The organism is Bifidobacterium avesanii (assembly GCF_009299475.1).
GTDB lineage: Bacteria > Actinomycetota > Actinomycetes > Actinomycetales > Bifidobacteriaceae > Bifidobacterium > Bifidobacterium avesanii.
In genome coordinates this window covers 26,317-43,049 of sequence record NZ_WBSN01000005.1, presented here as the reverse complement: position 1 = coordinate 43,049, position 16,733 = coordinate 26,317, and the positions used below count along the sequence as shown (strand labels likewise).

Here is a 16,733-nt window from a genome sequence, read left to right as displayed (position 1 = left end):
GAATCTCCTCGGTTTGGGCGCGGCGCGGCTGCGTGCGCGCGAAGGACGAGGCAACGGCAACAAGCGGAGGAACGCAACGATGGCATCTGATTTCTGGCTGGTCGTGGGATTGGGCAACCCCGGCGCGAAGTACGAGAACACCCGGCACAACATGGGATTCATGACGGCGGACGTGCTGGCGGAGCGCTGGTCGGTCGCCTTCGCGGACCACAAGGGGCTCGCCAAGCTCGGCAAGGGCGTCATGAACCTCGAGGGGCGCAACGTGAAGTTCTTCCTCGCCAAGCCGCTCACGTACATGAACGACTCCGGCAACGCGGTCGCCTCCATCAGCGCGTACTACCAGATCGAGCCGGATCATATCGTGGTGATTCATGACGACATGGACCTCGACTTCGGCCGCATCAAGGTCAAGGCCGGCGGATCCGCCGGCGGACACAACGGCATCAAGTCCATTGACCGTTCGCTCGGCACGCCCAAGTACGCGCGCGTGCGCATGGGCGTCGGGCACGCGGCCCGCGGGCCCCGCGCGCACGACAACACCGTCAACTGGGTGCTCGGCGGCTTCGGCCCCGACCAGCGCAAGCAGCTGCCCGACTTCCTCGCCGACGGCGCCGACGCCGCCGAAATGATCATCTTCGACGGACTCGCCAAGACGCAGGAGCACTTCAATGGCCGCTGAACCAGTTCCGTCGCCGGGCAAGGCCGCGGGCAAGGCCCTGAACGCGCCGGTCGGCCACGGCACGCTCGCGCATCTGCTCGACGGGCTTGAAACCGATCCGAGCTTCCGAGACCTCGCCGAAGGCCGCATCGACGTGCCCGAATCCGACGTGGATCCGACGCTCACCGTCGGCGTTCCCGAAGGTCTGCGCCCGGCGCTCGCCGCCGCCACGGCCAAGCGCGCGCCCGTGGTGCTCGTGGTCGCCTCCGGGCGCGAGGCCGAGGAAACCGTGGACGCCCTGCGCTCGTGGTACGACGGCGACCCCAACGGCATCGCCCAGCTCGAGGCGTGGGAGACGCTGCCGCACGAGCGGCTGAGCCCGCGCGCGGACACCGTCGCGAGCCGCATGGCCGTGTTCCGCCGTCTCAGGCACCCGGACGCGAGCAACCCCATGTTCGGCCCCATCCGCATCCTCGTCATGCCCATCCGTTCGCTCATCCAGCCGGTCGTGGCCGGATTGGGCGACGTGGAGCCGCTCGTGTTCACCGTGGGAGAGGAGCTGGCGCTCGACGAGGCCGGCAAACGACTCGTGGAGAACGCGTACACGCGCGCGGACCTCGTGATGGACCGCGGCGAGTTCGCGGTGCGCGGCGGCATCCTCGACGTGTTCCCGCCCACCGCGCCGCATCCGGTGCGCATCGAGTTCTTCGGCGACGAGATCGATTCCATCCGCGAATTCCACGCCTCCGACCAGCGCACCTACGGCGACGGGATCAACACCATCTGGGCCACGCCCTGTCGCGAGCTGCAGCTCACCGACGCGATCCGCAAGCGCGCCAAGGCGCTCATCGGCTCCATCCCGAACGCCGAGGACATGCTCGAATCCATCGCCAACGCCATTCCCGTGGAGGGCATGGAATCCCTGCTGCCCGCGCTCGTGGACAGGCTGGAGCCCGTGGCCGGCATGCTTTCGAAGCACGCGGTCGTCATGCTCTCCGACCCGGAGAAGCTGCGCCGTTCCGCCGAGGACCTGGCCAAGACCGCCAACGAGTTCCTCGCCGCCAGCTGGCATGTGGCCGCCTCGGGGCACGGCGCCGGCGCGCCCATCAGCTTCGACGAGGCCAGCTTCCTCGACTACGGGGAGACCATCAGCGCATTGTCCTTCAGCGAACACGACGTGTGGAAGCTCACGAGCTTCGGCGTGGACCCGGAACGCGCGGGGCACGTCCAGCTCGCCGCCGAGGCGCCCGAATCGTTCCGCGGCAACGAGGACAAGGCCCACGCCGGCATCGCCGGACTCGTGGACAAGGGCTACGAGGTCGTCGTCACCGCCGCCGCGCAGGGCACGCTCGCTAGGCTCAGCCGCGCGATCCACGAAACCGGCATCGCATCCATCACCCCGATCCGTTCGCGGGCCATCGACGGATTCGTCGACCGGGCCGCCAAGCTCGCGCTCCTGACCGAACGCGACCTCACCGGCCACACGTCCGCCGCCGGACAGGCCAAGACGCCCAAGCGCCGTCGCAAGGCCATCGACCTCATGGAGCTGAAGCCCGGCGACTTCGTGGTGCACGAGCAGCACGGCATCGGCCGGTTCGTCGGCATGCGCCAGCGCACCATCGGCGCAGGCGCGAACCAGACCACGCGCGAGTACCTCATCATCGAGTACGCGCCGTCCAAGCGCGGCGCCCCCGCGGACAAGCTGTTCATCCCCACCGACCAGCTCGACCAGGTGAGCAAGTACATCGGCGCGGAGGTGCCCAAGCTCAACAAGCTCGGCGGCTCCGACTGGGCGGCCACCAAGGCCAAGGCGCGCAAGCACGTGCACGAGATCGCCGAGGATCTGGTCAAGCTGTACTCGGCCCGCCAGCGCACGCCCGGCTTCGCGTTCAGCCCGGACACCCCGTGGCAGAAGGAGCTCGAGGACGCCTTCCCGTACCAGGAGACGGCCGACCAGCTCACCACCATCGACGAGGTCAAGGCGGACATGGAGAAGCCCGTGCCCATGGACCGCCTCATCTGCGGCGACGTGGGCTTCGGCAAGACGGAGATCGCCGTGCGCGCCGCGTTCAAGGCCATCCAGGACGGCAAGCAGGTGGCCGTGCTCGTGCCCACCACGCTGCTGGTGCAGCAGCACTACGAGACGTTCACCGAACGCTATGAGGGCTTCCCGGTCACCGTGGCCGCCATGAGCCGCTTCCAGACGACCAAGGAGATCAACGAGACCATCGAGGGGCTCGCCTCCGGCGGCGTGGACGTGGTGATCGGCACGCACAAGCTGCTGAACCCCAAGATCAAGTTCAAGGATCTGGGCCTCGTGATCATCGACGAGGAGCAGCGCTTCGGCGTCGAGCACAAGGAGACCCTCAAGGCGCTCCGCACCAACGTGGACGTGCTGAGCCTGTCCGCCACGCCAATCCCGCGCACGCTGGAGATGGCCGTGACCGGCATCCGCGAAATGTCCACGCTCGCCACCCCGCCCGAGGACCGCCTGCCCGTGCTCACCTACGTGGGCGCCTACGAGGACGCGCAGGTCACCGCGGCCGTACGGCGCGAGCTGCTGCGCGGCGGACAGGTGTTCTACGTGCACAACCGCGTGCAGGACATCTCCAAGATCGCCGCGAAGATCCACGAGCTCGTGCCCGAGGCGCGCGTCGGCATCGCGCACGGCAAGATGGGCGAGAAGCAGCTCGACCAGATCATCCGCGACTTCTGGCACCGCGACATCGACGTGCTCGTGTGCACCACGATCATCGAGACCGGACTGGATATCTCCAACGCCAACACGCTGATCGTCGACCACGCCGACCGCTTCGGCCTCTCCCAGCTCCACCAGCTGCGAGGGCGCGTGGGCCGCGGCCGCGAACGCGCGTACGCGTACTTCCTGTACGACCCGACCAAGCCCATGACCCAGCAGTCGCACGACCGTCTCGCCACCATCGCGCAGAACACGGCCCTCGGCTCCGGCTTCGACGTGGCCATGAAGGATCTGGAGCTGCGCGGCACCGGCAACCTGCTGGGCGACGAGCAGTCCGGGCACATCGAGGGCGTCGGCTTCGACCTGTACATCCGCATGGTCTCCGAGGCCGTGGAACAGTACAAGGAGCCCGAGCGCCACGAGCCGGTCGCCGTGAGCATCGACCTGCCCATCGAGGCGTCCATCCCGGTCGACTACATCGACTCGGACAAGCTGCGCCTCGAGGCGTACCGCAAGCTCGCCGCCGCGCGCACCGAACAGGATCTGAAGGATCTCGCCGAGGAGCTCACGGACCGTTACGGCAAACTGCCCGAGGAGTTCGAAATGCTGTTCGGCGTGGCCCGGCTGCGCGCCAAGGCCCGCGAGCTCGGCATCTCGGAGATCATCGCTCAGGGCAAAAACGTGCGCATCGCCAAGATCGACCCGCCCGAATCCATGCAGATGCGCATCAACCGCATCTACAAGGGCGCCCAGTACCGGCCCGTCACGCACACGTACCTCATCCCCGCGCCGTTCGCCGGCTCGCTCGGCTCCGGACCGATGAGCGGCGAACAGGTGATGGACTGGACGAGCGACCTGCTCAACGATCTCGCCTGGAAGCCGCAGCCGCGCAAGTAGGGGTGACTCGGCGGATCGCGCGGAGTGCGCGTCGTCGGGGCGGGAAAGGAAGGAACGTATGGGACAGTTCGGCGTCGTGGTGGGGCAGCTCGTGGGCTTCCTCATCATGCTCATGGTCGGCTACGGGTGCGTGCGCCTCAAGTTCTACGGCACCGTGGCGCTCAACGGCATGTGCTCGCTGCTGCTCAACGTGCTCATCCCCGTGCTCGTGTTCTCCAACGCGGTGGATGGCACCGACCGCGCGGACCTCGCGGCCAACTGGGGCGTGATGCTGCTCACCGCCGTCATGTACGCCCTGCTCGCGCTCGCGTTCTTCGTCCTCGCCTGGGCGTTGCGCCTCAGGGCCGAACGCGGCCGTGTCTTTCAGGCGGCGCTCATCTTCGGCAACGCCGGCTTCCTCGGCATCCCGCTCATCATGGCGCTGTTCCCCGACCGCGGCGCGATCTACGTGGCGCTCATGTCGATCGTCGATCAGGCGATTCTGTGGACGTACGGCGTGTATCTGTGCGAGCCGATCGCCAAGCCGTCGCCCGGGGCCGGAGGCGAAGCTGGAAACGGGAGCAAAACCGCCGTGCCGCGCCCGTCGTTCGCCAGCCGCGCGGCCGGACTGCTGCGCCGGTTCGTCAACCCCGCGTTCATCGGCGTCATGATCGCCCTCGCGCTCATCCTCGCCGGCGTGCGCGTGCCGGGCCTCATCCTCAAGCCCCTGCACACCATCGGCGGCATGGCCACGCCCATGTCGCTCATCTACCTGGGCGGCCTGTTCGCCACCACGCGCTGGTGGAGCGTGCTGAGACGCTACGAGCTGTACGTGGGACTCGCGGCCAAGATGCTGCTGTTCCCGATCGGGCTGTACGCCCTGCTCGCGTGGACGCCGCTCGCCGGACTGCTGCCGGCCACGCACGACATGATCGTCATGATCGCGCTCATCGCGGGCCTGCCCACCATGACCACGATCGCCATGTTCACCGGACGCCGCTCCAACATGCCCGAATACGCCACCGGATTCGTGCTGGTGAGCACCCTGTTCTCGCTCGTCTCGCTGGCCGTCGTCTCGTCCGTGATCCTGTGACGGTCCAGTCCGCGGCGTATTCCGTGGCAAGCCATGCGACGCCGCGGCGGTTCCGGCCGACCGTGGCGGCAACGCCGTGACCTCGCCGTTGCGCGGTCCCGGGACGTCAATCCGCCCCGCGCGCGGCTACACTGTCGTCCATGACAACGCCAACGCAACCGCAATCATCGCCGACGCAGCTCCACATCCGCCGCGCGGAGAATCGTGACATCCCCGAGCTCCACCGCCTCCTGCGCGAGGTGCTGGAGGTCCATCACAACGGCCGGCCGGACCTGTTCAAAACCGGCGCGACCAAATACACGAACGACGAGCTCGCCGGCATCCTCGCCAGCGAGCGAACCCCGGTGTTCGGCGCCTTCGCCCCCGACGACGCCACGCTGCTCGGCTACGCGTTCTGCATCTTCCAGCGTCACGAGAACAGCAACATCCTCACCGACGTCCTCACGCTGTACATCGACGACATCTGCGTGGACGAGTCGGCGCGCGGGCGGCACGTGGGCGCCGCGCTGTACCGGCACGTGATCGACTTCGCACGCGCGGCCGGATGCCACAACGTGACGCTCAACGTGTGGTCGTGCAACCCTGGCTCGCAGGCCTTCTACGAGCGCATGGGCCTCAAGCCTTACAAGGTCGGCATGGAACAGCTGCTGTAGCGGCCCGCCATACCTCCGTCAACAAATACGGAATCGCCGTTTGCATCTCCGAAAGAGCCTTGATGCAAACGGCGATTCTTGTCAATGGGCGCGCATCGCATGCGCCCGGGCGTCGCCTACCGCAGCGCGTCGCGCAGACGGTCCTCGAGCGCGGCGTGGTCCGCGGGCCGGCCGTGGCGGTCGAGCCGCGTGCGGTCGATGTCGAGTTCGGCGCCGATGCGCCCGTCGGCCAGCACCAGCGCCCGGTCTGCGAGCCGCACCGCCTCGGCCACGTCGTGCGTGACCATGAGCACCGACCAGCCGTGCGACGCCCGCAGCCCGGCCAGCAGATCCTGCATGTCGAGGCGGGTGAGCGCGTCGAGGGCCCCGAACGGCTCGTCGAGCAGCAGCAGCCGCGGCTCCCGGACCAGAGCGCGGGCCAGCGAGACGCGCTGCGCCTGACCGCCGGACAACTCCGCGGGCCAATCGTCCGCGCGCCCGTCCAGCTGCACCGCCCTGAGCGCCCGCTCGGCCACCGCGCGCAGCTCCGCCCGCGAACCGCGCATGCCCAGCGTGACGTTGCGCCACAGCCGCTCCCACGGCACGAGCCGGGAATCCTGGAACCCGAACGCCGTGTCCTCGGTCACGTCCACCGCGCCGGAACCGGGCGCGAGCAGCCCCGCGGCGAGGCGCAGCAGCGTGGACTTGCCGGAGCCCGAGCGGCCCGTGAGACATACGAACTCGCCCGGCGCCACGTCGAAGGAGACGCCGCGCAGCACGGGCGTGCCGTCGAAGGCGAGGGACACGTCGCGGAACGAGGCCACGGGAGCAGGGGAAGCGGGAGCCGGGGAGGAGCCGGCGGCGGAATCGGCGGAGTTGGAAGCGGGAAAGGCGGACGTCATCGCTTAAAACCTCACTTGGTGCAGTCAATCACGTGGTCGGTCAGGTCCGGCTTGGCCTTGATGAACCCGAAGTCCACATACTGCTGGGCGATGTCCTCGAGCATCTGGCGGCCCTTGTCGTCCACGGGCAGGATCTCCGGCACGTCGAACTTGCGCACCTGATCCACGATCTGGTCGGAGGCGCCGAACTTCTTGTACGCGTCGTAGATGAACTCCGGGTCGCTCTGAGCGCGGTCCGACTCCTTGACGAGCGCCTGGTAGAGCTTCTTGACGATCTCCGGATGCGCGGTGGCGAACGCCTTGGACACCATGTGCAGCGAGACGTTCTTCGAGTCGTAGTCCTTGCCGGTCACGAGCAGCTTCGAGCCCGGGGTCGCGATGGCGGAGGCGAGGTTCTGGTCGTACGTGGCGAGGGCGTCGATCTTGCCGGAGGAGAACGCGGCGGCGAAGTCGGTCTGGCTGAGCTCCACCTTCTCCACGCTGTCGTAGTCGAGTCCGGCGTGGGCGAACGCGGCGCGCACGATGTAGTCGCCGGTGGCGCCCTTCTTGTCGATGCCGATGCGCTTGCCGACGAGGTCCTGCAGCGAGTTCACGTTGCTGCCGGGCGCGGCCACGATGCCCTGCGAGTCGCCGTTGTAGTACTCGATGGCGAACGCGACCCACGGGGCGCCCTGCGAGACTAGGTTGATGTAGTGGCCGGTGCCGGTGCTCGACGCGTCGGCCTTGCCGGACATGACCACGGTGTACGCGTCGTCCGGCGGGTTGTACGGGCCGGAGAAGTCGGCCTTGTACGGGGCCATGGTGTCCTTGAGGAACGATTCGTCGCGCACGGTCGTCAGGAAGTTCGCGGTGGACAGGTAGGCCACGCGGATGGTGTCCGTGGAGGCGGACGCGGAGGAATTGGGCGCGGAACCGCAGGCGGCGAGCGGGGCGAGCAGCGCCGCGGCGGCCAGTGCGGCGATCGGGCGGAGGAGGCGGGTGCGGAGGTTGGCGGTGTTGAAGTTGAACATGATGGATTGGTCCTTAGAACTCAAATAAACAAAACGATGGATAATGAAAAACACGGTGGCGGAGCCGGCGGAACCGGCGGGAACGGGCGGCCGGCTCAGCGCGCGGCGACGGCCCGGTACGGCATGGCGGCGCGTTCGATGAGCCCGACCAGCGCCTCCGAGGCGAGGCCGAGCGCGGCGTAGAGGATCACGCACAGCACCATCTGGTCCGTGCGTGAGAACTGCTGCGCGCGAGAGAGGATGTAGCCCAGCCCGACTGTGGAGTTCACGGTCTCGCACGTGACCAGCGCGATCCACGAGACGGTGATCGCGAAGCGCATGCCGGTCATGAAGCTCGGCAGCGCGCCCGGCAGCAGGATGCGCAGGAACACGGTCCGCCGGTCCATGCGGTAGGCGCGCGCGAGCTCGATCAGGCGCGGGTCGATGGCCCGCACGCCGTCGCGCACGTTCACGTAGATGAGGCCGAACACGCCGATCGCGATGAGCGCGACCTTCATGGACTCGTCGATGCCGATCCAGATGATGAGCAGCGGCGAAAGCGCCGGGAACGGGATGGCCCTGAGCATGTGCACCGGCTTGTCGATGATCGCCAGTCCCAGCCGGGACGCCCCGGCGACGAGCGCGGCGGGCAGGGCGAGCGCCGTGCCGAGCGCGAGCCCGGCGCACACGCGGGCGAGGCTCATGCCGACCGACGGCCACAGCAGGCCCTCCTCGGCCAGGTCGCCCAGCGCGGCGATGACTTCGCCGGGGGAGGGCAGCGGCCGGGTTTCGGCGGGGGAGAGGGTGGCGGCGTACCACCACAACAGCAATACAAGCGTCGACAGCCATGCGGCGATGGCGGCCGTCAGGCGCGTCGGAAGATGACGAGAGGTCACACCGACGGGCGTGCGCGCCCCGGTTCGGGTACGCGCGGACGACCGGTCCGCCGAACGGATGGCGACGCGCGACGATGCGCGCATCTGACATTCCCTTCGATAGTACTGGCTACATCAGGTTCGACGAGTGTGATCTCAGCCCGGCCACCCGCTTTCCGCCTTGCCGCGCGTGCGATCCGCGCGGCGCGTCCAGCATGTTTTGAGGTCTCAGCCTGGGCACCCCGTGTCAACGTTCATTGTGGGCGCATGCCATGGACAACGTGCGGGGCAATGTACGGGACAATGCGCGGGGCGCCATGCGGAACGGGCCGTTCCGACAGATGGACGCGCGGCGGCGAAAATGCGGGGGAAATCCTTGGCAACGTCCATCAATCCCATTAGTGTAGATTCCGTAATCACAACATACAGTCTGTAAGGAGCAGTTGTGGCAGCTATTGAAAGCGTGTACGCGCGCCAAATCCTTGATTCCCGCGGCAACCCGACCGTCGAGGTCTACCTCGAGACCGAAGACGGCGCTCAGGGCAAGGGCCTGGTCCCGTCCGGCGCCTCCACCGGTGAGGCCGAGGCTTGGGAGCGTCGCGACGGCGACAAGTCCGTTTACGGCGGCAAGGGCGTTCTCAACGCCGTCAAGGCCGTGAACGAGGTCATCGCCCCGAAGATCATCGGCATGGACGCCGCCGACCAGCGCGCCCTCGACGACCTGATGATCGAGCTCGACGGCACCCCGAACAAGGGCAAGCTCGGCGCCAACGCCATCCTCGGCGTCTCCCTGGCCGCCCTGTACGCCTCCGCCGAGTCCGCCGGCCTGCCGCTGTACCGCTACATCGGCGGCACCAACGGCCATATCCTGCCGGTTCCGAACATGAACATCATGAACGGCGGCGCCCACGCCGACTTCGCCACCGACATCCAGGAGTACATGATCTCCCCGTACGGCTTCGACACCTACTCCGAGGCCCTGCGCGCCGGCGTCGAGGTCTACCACACCCTGAAGAACGTCCTCAAGAAGGAAGGCCTGAACACCGGCCTCGGCGACGAGGGCGGCTTCGCCCCGAAGATGAAGTCCAACGAGGACTCCCTCAAGTACATCATGGACGCCATCTCCGCCGCCGGCTACGAGCCCGGCAAGCAGATCGGCATCTGCCTCGACGTCGCCTCCTCCGAGTTCTACAACAAGGAGACCGGCAAGTACCACTTCGACGGTGAGGACCGCGAGTCCGCCTACATGCTGGACTACTACGAGAACCTCATCAACGAGTACCCGATCGTCTCCATCGAGGATCCGTTCAACGAGGAAGGCTGGGAGGACTGGGCCGAGATCACCCGTCGTCTCGGCGACCGCCTGCAGTTCGTCGGCGACGACCTGCTGGTCACCAACCCGGCCCGCCTGCAGAAGGCCATCGACCTGGGCGCCGCCAACTCCCTGCTGGTCAAGCTCAACCAGATCGGCTCCGTCACCGAGACTCTGGACGCCATCGAGCTGGCCACCTCCGCGGGCTACACTTCCATGGTTTCCCACCGCTCCGGCGAGACCCCGGACACCACCATCTCCGATCTCGCGGTTGCCAAGAACACCCGCCAGATCAAGACCGGTGCCCCGGCCCGTGGCGAGCGCGTCGCCAAGTACAACCGCCTGCTCGAGATCGAGGAGGAGCTCGGCTCCACCGCTCAGTACGCCGGCTACAGCGCCTTCAAGGCCTGCAAGAAGTACCTGGCCAAGTGAGCTAGTCGCCCTGCGTCGCATTAACCGGCGCTAGGCGTTGCGAATACCCGCCGCATTCCGCAAGTCGAATGCGGCGGGTATTTTCGTATCCATGGCGTCTTCAGGAAGAAAATCAACATCCCGCATTCCCTCGGGACCCATCGCGTTTTTCCTGTCGATCATTCTGGTCGTCATCGGACTGATCCAACTGGTCTCCACGTTCCACACGTACGCGACGAACCTCGCCGAGCTCAACGCGCTGAAGAAAACGCAGGCCGCGCTCGTCGAGAAGAACCAGGAGCTGCAGAACGACATCGCCCGCTGGTCGGACGACGCGTACGTGGCCGCGCAGGCCCGCGAACGCCTCGGCTTCGTGTTCCCCGGCGAACAGGCCATCCGCGTGCTCCATCCGGAGGCCGTGGGCGGCGACGCGTCCTCGGACTCCTCCAACACGTCGGACGGCACCACGGCGGACACCCTGCCGTGGTACAAGGAGCTCTCGTACGCGTTCGAGGAGGCGGACAAGCAGGACGACGCCAACGCCGACGGCAATGCGAACGCGGATTCCCCCGGCTCCGGCGGCACCCCCAGTTCCACTTCCACCAGCGAAACCACCAAGGACAACAACCAATGACCCCCAATGACCTCAAGTTCGTGACCGATCTGGCCGCCGCCAAGCTCAGCGAGGGCGCCGCGGAGCGGGACATCGCCCTCGTGCAGGAGCAGCTCGGCCGCTATCCGCGCGGCATGGTCGCCGTCGGCGCGCGCTGCGTGTGCGGCAACCCGCTCGCCGTGGTGACCCGGCCGCTGCTGCCGGGCGGCATCCCGTTCCCCACCACCTGCTACCTGACCGGCCCCGAAGTCGTCAAGGCCGTCTCCCACGTGGAGGCGAACGGCGAAATGCCGTCCTACACGGCGCTCGTCGAACAGGACGAAGACGTGCGCGCCGCCTACGAGCGGGCGCACGAACTGTATCTCGGCTTCCGCCATGCGCTGGCCGAACGGCTCGGCGACGACGAAAGCCACATCGAGGGCATCAGCGCCGGCGGCATGCCCGTGCGCGTCAAGTGCCTGCACGCCCTCGTGGCGCAGTCGCTGGTCATGGGACCGGGCGTGAACCCGATCGGGGACCGCGTGCTCGAACGCATCCGCGGCGAGTTCGATCCGGCCGTGTGCCGGTGCGGCCTGCGCGCGGACGATGCGGATGATGCGAACGATGCGGAAGGAAACGATCGCAAGGAGGGCGAGGACTGATGACCGGCACGAGTGCAACGAACGCAGTGAACGCCACGAATCCGGGTGCGGTGACGGTCGCCGGCATCGACTGCGGCACCAATTCGATCCGCCTCAAGATCTCGCGCGTGGACGCGAACGGCTACACGGACGTGCTGCCGCGCGTGCTGCGCGTCATCCGCCTCGGCCAGGACGTGGACAAGACGCACCGCTTCGCCGACGACGCCCTGCAGCGCGCGTACGCGGCGGCGGGGGAGTTCGCGGACCTGCTCGCCGAACACCATGTGGACGGCCTGCGCTTCGTGGCCACGTCCGCCACACGCGACGCCGCCAACCGCGAGGAGTTCGAGGACCGCATCGAGGGGATCCTCGGCGTGCGCCCCGAAGTCATCCCCGGCACCGAGGAGGCCCGCCTGAGCTTCCTCGGCGCCACCAGCGTGCTCGGCCCCGAGCAGGACGGCACCGTGCCCGCGCCGCCGTATCTGGTGGTCGATCTGGGCGGCGGCTCGACCGAACTCGTGCTCGGCGGCGACGGCGTGGACGCGCCCGCCGACGACGTGACCGCCGCGTTCTCCATGAACATCGGCTCCGTGCGCATGACCGAGCGCCACCTGCTCGCCGACCCGCCCACCGAGGAGCAGATCGCCGAGGCCGTCGCGGACATCGACGAACACATCGAGGAGGCGTTCCGCACCGTGCCCGCCGAGCGCACCGGCACCATCATCGGCGTGTCCGGCACGGTCACCACCATGACCGCCCTCTACATGGGCCTGCCCGAATACAACCACTCCGCCGTGGACGGCCGCCGCGTGCCCATCGCGGACATCACCGCCGTCAACGACCGGTTCCTCAGAATGACCCGCGAGGACCGCCGCGCCTACAAGACCATCCACCCCGGCCGCATCGACGTGGTGGGCGGCGGCGCGCTTGTCTGGAGCCGCGTGCTCGCCAAGGTGGCCGAACGCGCCAACGCGGCCCGCGGCGAGGGAACCGTCACGTCCTACGTGGCCAGCGAGCACGGCCTGCTCGACGGCATCGTGCTCGACTACGGCCGCCGCCTGCTCGCCGCGCGCTGACGGACGGAGTGGCGTGCGACGCGTTGCCTCGGCAAACGTGGCATAATGACCAAGTACTTGATGCGAACTCCGCGAGTTTGCTCGGAGCCCGCATCAGGCCCCCGTGGCGAAATCGGTATACGCAGAGGACTTAAAATCCTTCGCTTCGGCTTGTGGGTTCGAGTCCCACCGGGGGCACTTTTCGCGAATCGGATTTTATTAGGCGGCGTGCAGCAGCAATCTGCCGTCTTGGAAATGGCATCATGTTGGTCACAATCTTCTCAATGGGAAACTCGCGATGCCCGTCATTGTCCGTGGCTTTCGTCGTGAACGGTCCGTCATGGTTGGTCCGTGTGACGCCGATTGATTCCGCGAGCGTATTCCAAAGTGTGCGGGATACACTGGAGGCAAGCTAGCGGAAGGTGGTGATCGTGCCATTCGGAGATGTTGTGGTCGATCCGCGCGTCAGCAAACGTCACCCCGACGTGTCCGAGCATTCGGTGCATGTCGCATGGAGCAACGTCGTGCGGTTCATGCCGCGGGAGGGCACCGATCCGTTGCGGTATGTGGCGGTCGGCTATGACGAACGCGGCCGGCTGCTGGAAATGGTCGCGGTGCTGGACGAGTCGGATCGGTGGCATGTGTTCCATGCCATGAAGGCGACGCCGAAGGTGCTGCACGAGTTGATGCTGTTGTAGGAGGAGATGGCCATGGCTTTCGTTGCCAAGGGTGGCCGTGTGGTCACCGACGAGATGTTGGACGAGTGGGCGGACGCCGCGGATGACGGAGAGTTCGGAGGCAAGCCGGGCGCCGTGTATTCTGGGCCGGTCGTTCCCGTCGCCCAAGCCGATGCGGTGAGCCGTACGTTCTCGTTGAGCGCCGATATGTCTGCCATGCTGGACGCCGTCGCGAAACGCCGCGGCGTGTCCGCCGACGACGTCATGCGCCATGCGCTGGTGCGTGAGTTCGCGTCCATGTGAGTTCGATCGGCGCGCCGGTCTGATCGCCGTCAACGATGCGGACGCCGCCCCTCCCGTTTACAAACGGTCCGTATACTGGGCCGCTGTAATCCGGCGGGCGGCGATCCGCGTGCCGACGTCGCAGAGTTGAGGAGAGTCATGGCGGGAAGGAACATCCAGCGGTCCGCGCGCAACGCATCCGGGGAGCCGGGCACGGCGGACGGCGGCGAAGTCGAGGGCGGTCTGCCGAGCCTGCTGGTGCAGGGCGTCGTCGCGGCGATCGTCGCGTGCGTGGGGGAGTTCGTGTGCGCGCCGATCTACGCGTCCCTCGCGCATCTGGCGATCGTGCCGTGGGCCATGGTCGCCTGCCTGCTCGCCGTGGCGTACACGTACATCGTGGGCTTCGCGCTGCTGTGGGCCGCCGATTCGCTGTCGCACGGCGTCAAAAACCCCAAGGCCGTGCCGTTCGTGTACGGGGGCGTGGGTCTGTTCGGCTTCGGCGCGTGGGGCGTGTTCGTGCTGCCGGCCATCATCGATTCCCTCGCGGAGCCGCAGGGCCTAGCCGGCCTGTCGGCCGGGAACGTCGCGGCGACGGGCTTCAACTGCGCGGTGATCGGCTTCGTGGCGTTCTTCGTGGCCAGGGTCGTCTACCCGCGTCTGGCCGCCCGTCGCGCCGCCGTGTTCGCCATGGTCGCCCTGACCGTGCTGTTCGCCGCGCTGGGCCTGTTCTTCATCGTGCGCATGTACGGCGTGCTGTACTGATCGTATTGATCATACTGATCGCCGCCGCGCGGCCGGCCGCGGCCAACGGCCAATGGCCTGTCGAAAACGGCCGCATGCGTTGCGATCGGCGCCGAAAGCCGCTAGGATAGCGCGATATTGAACAGCGACAAGGAGACAACAATGGCTGATACGAACATGCCGAAGGTCAACGCCGAGTTCGGCGCCACCCCGACGATCGAATTCCCGTCCGAAACCGCGCCCGCCGGCCTCAAGGTCGTCGAGCTGGTCGAGGGCGACGGCCCGATCGTGCGCCGCGGCGACACCGTGACCGTGAACTACCACGGCGTGGTGTGGGGCAAGGACTCCGCGTTCGACTCGAGCTTCGCGCGCCATCAGCCGGCGAGCTTCGGCATCGGCGTCGGCCAGGTCATCAAGGGCTGGGACCAGACCGTCCCGGGCCACAACGTGGGTTCCCGTCTGGTCGTCTCCATCCCGCCGGAGTACGGCTACGGCTCCCGCGGCGTCCCGCAGGCCGGCATCGGCGGCGGCGACACGCTGGTGTTCGTGATCGACATCATCTCCACCCGCTGACGGGCGTCGATCACAGGCACGCACCACAAGATTTTCAGCGCCGGCTCATCGTGCGGCCCCGTCGCATGGCCATGACGCCGGCGTTTTCCATGCACATTGTTCCATGCACATCGAAGGGAAACACCATGGCAGATGAGGAAAAGGTCGTCCTGCTCACGCAGGAGGCGTACGACAAGCTCAAGAAGGAACTCGAATGGCGCGAGGGCGACTACCGCAGCGAAATCGCCGAGCGCATCGCCGCGGCGCGCGCCGAGGGCGACCTGTCCGAGAACGGCGGCTACCAGGCCGCCCGCGAGGAGCAGGGCAAGAACGAGGGCCGCGTCAACGAGCTCACCGTCAAGCTGCGCAACGCGAAGATCATGCAGGCCCCCAAGGCCGGCACCGTGGGCAACGGCTCCGTGGTCACCATCCTGCTCGCCGGCCGCGAGAAGACGTATGTGCTCGGCTCGCGCGACATCGCCGTGGCCACGCAGCACGAGGTGATCAGCCCCGAGTCCCCGATCGGCGCCGCCATCCTGGGCGCGCACGCCGGCGACGAGGTCTCCTACAAGGCCCCCAACGGCCGTGAGATCACCGTGACGATCAAGGAGGCCAAGCCGTTCGAGGCCTGAGCTCCGATCCATTCGCCGGCCTGCCGCGTTGAGGCGGCCGGCGGCGGCGCAATACGGCGCGGCTGATATGACGAAGGGCGGCGTTCCCGAATGGGGGAACGCCGCCCTTCGCCGTAGCCGGCCGGTCGGGCACGTGGCCCGGCTCACCACAGCTGCACGATGACCATGTAGATCGCCACCATGTGGCAGGCGTACCCCGCGACGGTGCCCACATGGAAGATCTCGTGGAAGCCGAAGACGCGCGGCCACGGGTCGGGCTTGCGCAGCGCGTAGACGATCGCCCCCGCGATGTAGCAGGCGCCGCCCGAGGCGAGCAGGATCACCACGGCGGGGCCGGCGACGGGGGAGTTCCAGAACAGGCTCATGAACGCCACGCCGGACACGCCGAACACGATGTACGTGATGGTGTACAGCCAGCGCGGCGCGTTGATCCAGATCACGTGGATGACGAGCGCCACGGCGGTGCACCCCCACATGCCGCCGATGATGAGGTTGCGCCAGAACGGCTGGAGCGCGAAGGACGCCGGCGTGTACGTGCCGGCGATGAGCAGGAAGATGTTCATGTGGTCGATGCGGCGCAGCACGTCGGTGACGCGCGGGCTCCAGTCGCCCAGATGATAGGCCGCCGAATTGGTGAACAGCACCAGCGAGCAGGTCATGAACACGGCGCACGCCCACTTGAGCGAGGCGAACGGCGCCAGGCAGATGAGCACGATGCCGGCGGCCAGCGCGAGCGGCGCGGCCACGGCGTGGATCCAGCCGCGCAGCAGGGGCTTGGGCCGGCCATGCACGTCGAGGCGCACCTTGCGCGCCATCTCGGCGGGGGCGATGCCCTCGATCTTCGCCGCACGCTCCTCGGCGCGCGCGATCACCTTGCTGGCCTTCTCCTCGGCCTTCATGCGGATCGTCTCGGCGCGGGCCTGCGCGGTGGCCCTCACCGCGTCCGCCTTCGCCTGCAGATGGTCCTCCCTGGCCTTGATGACGGCCCGCCGCTTCGCCTCGATCTCGGGTGTGCTCCGCTTCGCCATGTCGCTCCCGTCCATCCGAATCCAATAACCTACGCTTGCGTAACCTACGATAGCGTAACCACGGCGGAACGTGAAGGGGCGACCCGC

17 protein-coding genes and 1 tRNA gene are annotated in these 16,733 nt (G+C 67.6%); 14 read left to right on the top strand and 4 right to left on the bottom strand.

All coding sequences use genetic code 11. The annotated features are described in order from the left end of the window. Nucleotides 1–79: 79 nt before the first annotated feature. The 4 genes from pth (at nt 80) to DSM100685_RS04030 (ending at nt 5,978) form a co-directional block, all read left to right on the top strand. Nucleotides 80–679, top strand: a complete 600-nt coding sequence (pth, locus tag DSM100685_RS04045) for an aminoacyl-tRNA hydrolase (RefSeq protein ID WP_152350080.1) — start codon at nt 80–82, stop codon at nt 677–679. Continuing rightward, nucleotides 669–4,253 carry a transcription-repair coupling factor gene (mfd, locus tag DSM100685_RS04040; protein ID WP_152350079.1) on the top strand — a complete coding sequence of 1,195 codons (3,585 nt, stop codon included), beginning with the start codon at nt 669–671 and terminating at the stop codon, nt 4,251–4,253. The genes pth and mfd overlap by 11 nt, the downstream gene beginning before the upstream one ends. Before the next feature lie 58 nt (nt 4,254–4,311). Next, nucleotides 4,312–5,325: an AEC family transporter gene (locus DSM100685_RS04035; RefSeq protein ID WP_152350078.1), complete on the top strand. Its 1,014-nt coding sequence runs from the start codon at nt 4,312–4,314 to the stop codon at nt 5,323–5,325. 140 nt (nt 5,326–5,465) lie between these two features. Continuing rightward, a complete protein-coding gene (locus DSM100685_RS04030) occupies nt 5,466–5,978 on the top strand; it encodes a GNAT family N-acetyltransferase (protein ID WP_152350077.1) in 513 nt (170 codons plus the stop codon). 116 nt (nt 5,979–6,094) lie between these two features. On the opposite strand, the gene DSM100685_RS04025 is transcribed toward DSM100685_RS04030, so the two are convergent. The 3 genes from DSM100685_RS04025 to DSM100685_RS04015 form a co-directional block, all read right to left on the bottom strand. Continuing rightward, nucleotides 6,095–6,859, bottom strand: coding sequence for an ABC transporter ATP-binding protein (locus DSM100685_RS04025; RefSeq protein ID WP_152350076.1), 765 nt, complete (start codon nt 6,857–6,859; stop codon nt 6,095–6,097). 11 nt (nt 6,860–6,870) lie between these two features. Next, the gene (locus DSM100685_RS04020) at nt 6,871–7,869 is read right to left on the bottom strand and encodes an ABC transporter substrate-binding protein (RefSeq protein ID WP_152350075.1); all 999 of its coding nucleotides are present in this window, start codon (nt 7,867–7,869) and stop codon (nt 6,871–6,873) included. Nucleotides 7,870–7,964: 95 nt separating this feature from the next. Beyond that, the gene (locus DSM100685_RS04015) at nt 7,965–8,828 is read right to left on the bottom strand and encodes an ABC transporter permease (RefSeq protein WP_152350074.1); all 864 of its coding nucleotides are present in this window, start codon (nt 8,826–8,828) and stop codon (nt 7,965–7,967) included. 340 nt (nt 8,829–9,168) lie between these two features. Here DSM100685_RS04015 and eno point away from each other — a divergent pair, with 340 nt between their 5' ends. From eno to DSM100685_RS03965, 10 genes are all read left to right on the top strand, one after another. Beyond that, nucleotides 9,169–10,467 carry a phosphopyruvate hydratase gene (eno, locus tag DSM100685_RS04010; protein WP_152350073.1) on the top strand — a complete coding sequence of 433 codons (1,299 nt, stop codon included), beginning with the start codon at nt 9,169–9,171 and terminating at the stop codon, nt 10,465–10,467. Nucleotides 10,468–10,558: 91 nt separating this feature from the next. Continuing rightward, nucleotides 10,559–11,080, top strand: a complete 522-nt coding sequence (locus DSM100685_RS04005) for an FtsB family cell division protein (RefSeq protein ID WP_152350072.1) — start codon at nt 10,559–10,561, stop codon at nt 11,078–11,080. Then, complete coding sequence (locus DSM100685_RS04000) at nt 11,077–11,700, top strand: DUF501 domain-containing protein (RefSeq protein WP_152350071.1); 624 nt, start codon at nt 11,077–11,079, stop codon at nt 11,698–11,700. Before DSM100685_RS04005 ends, DSM100685_RS04000 begins: the two co-directional genes overlap by 4 nt. Then, a complete protein-coding gene (locus DSM100685_RS03995; protein ID WP_152350070.1) occupies nt 11,700–12,755 on the top strand; it encodes a Ppx/GppA phosphatase family protein in 1,056 nt (351 codons plus the stop codon). The genes DSM100685_RS04000 and DSM100685_RS03995 overlap by 1 nt, the downstream gene beginning before the upstream one ends. Before the next feature lie 97 nt (nt 12,756–12,852). Continuing rightward, a tRNA-Leu gene (locus DSM100685_RS03990) sits at nt 12,853–12,932 on the top strand. A 233-nt stretch (nt 12,933–13,165) separates the two neighbouring features. Beyond that, nucleotides 13,166–13,432 carry a hypothetical protein gene (locus tag DSM100685_RS03985; protein WP_152350069.1) on the top strand — a complete coding sequence of 89 codons (267 nt, stop codon included), beginning with the start codon at nt 13,166–13,168 and terminating at the stop codon, nt 13,430–13,432. A 12-nt stretch (nt 13,433–13,444) separates the two neighbouring features. Then, nucleotides 13,445–13,714, top strand: a complete 270-nt coding sequence (locus DSM100685_RS03980) for a hypothetical protein (protein ID WP_152350068.1) — start codon at nt 13,445–13,447, stop codon at nt 13,712–13,714. 138 nt (nt 13,715–13,852) lie between these two features. Further along, on the top strand, nt 13,853–14,455 hold the full coding sequence (locus DSM100685_RS03975; protein ID WP_152350067.1) for a 4-hydroxybenzoate polyprenyltransferase: 603 nt from the start codon (nt 13,853–13,855) through the stop codon (nt 14,453–14,455). A gap of 141 nt (nt 14,456–14,596) precedes the next feature. Beyond that, a complete protein-coding gene (locus tag DSM100685_RS03970) occupies nt 14,597–15,007 on the top strand; it encodes an FKBP-type peptidyl-prolyl cis-trans isomerase (protein ID WP_152350066.1) in 411 nt (136 codons plus the stop codon). A 125-nt stretch (nt 15,008–15,132) separates the two neighbouring features. Continuing rightward, complete coding sequence (locus tag DSM100685_RS03965; protein WP_152350065.1) at nt 15,133–15,618, top strand: GreA/GreB family elongation factor; 486 nt, start codon at nt 15,133–15,135, stop codon at nt 15,616–15,618. Between the two features lie 143 nt (nt 15,619–15,761). On the opposite strand, the gene trhA is transcribed toward DSM100685_RS03965, so the two are convergent. Continuing rightward, nucleotides 15,762–16,646, bottom strand: a complete 885-nt coding sequence (gene trhA / locus DSM100685_RS03960; RefSeq protein ID WP_152350064.1) for a PAQR family membrane homeostasis protein TrhA — start codon at nt 16,644–16,646, stop codon at nt 15,762–15,764. Between the last annotated feature and the right edge of the window lie 87 nt (nt 16,647–16,733).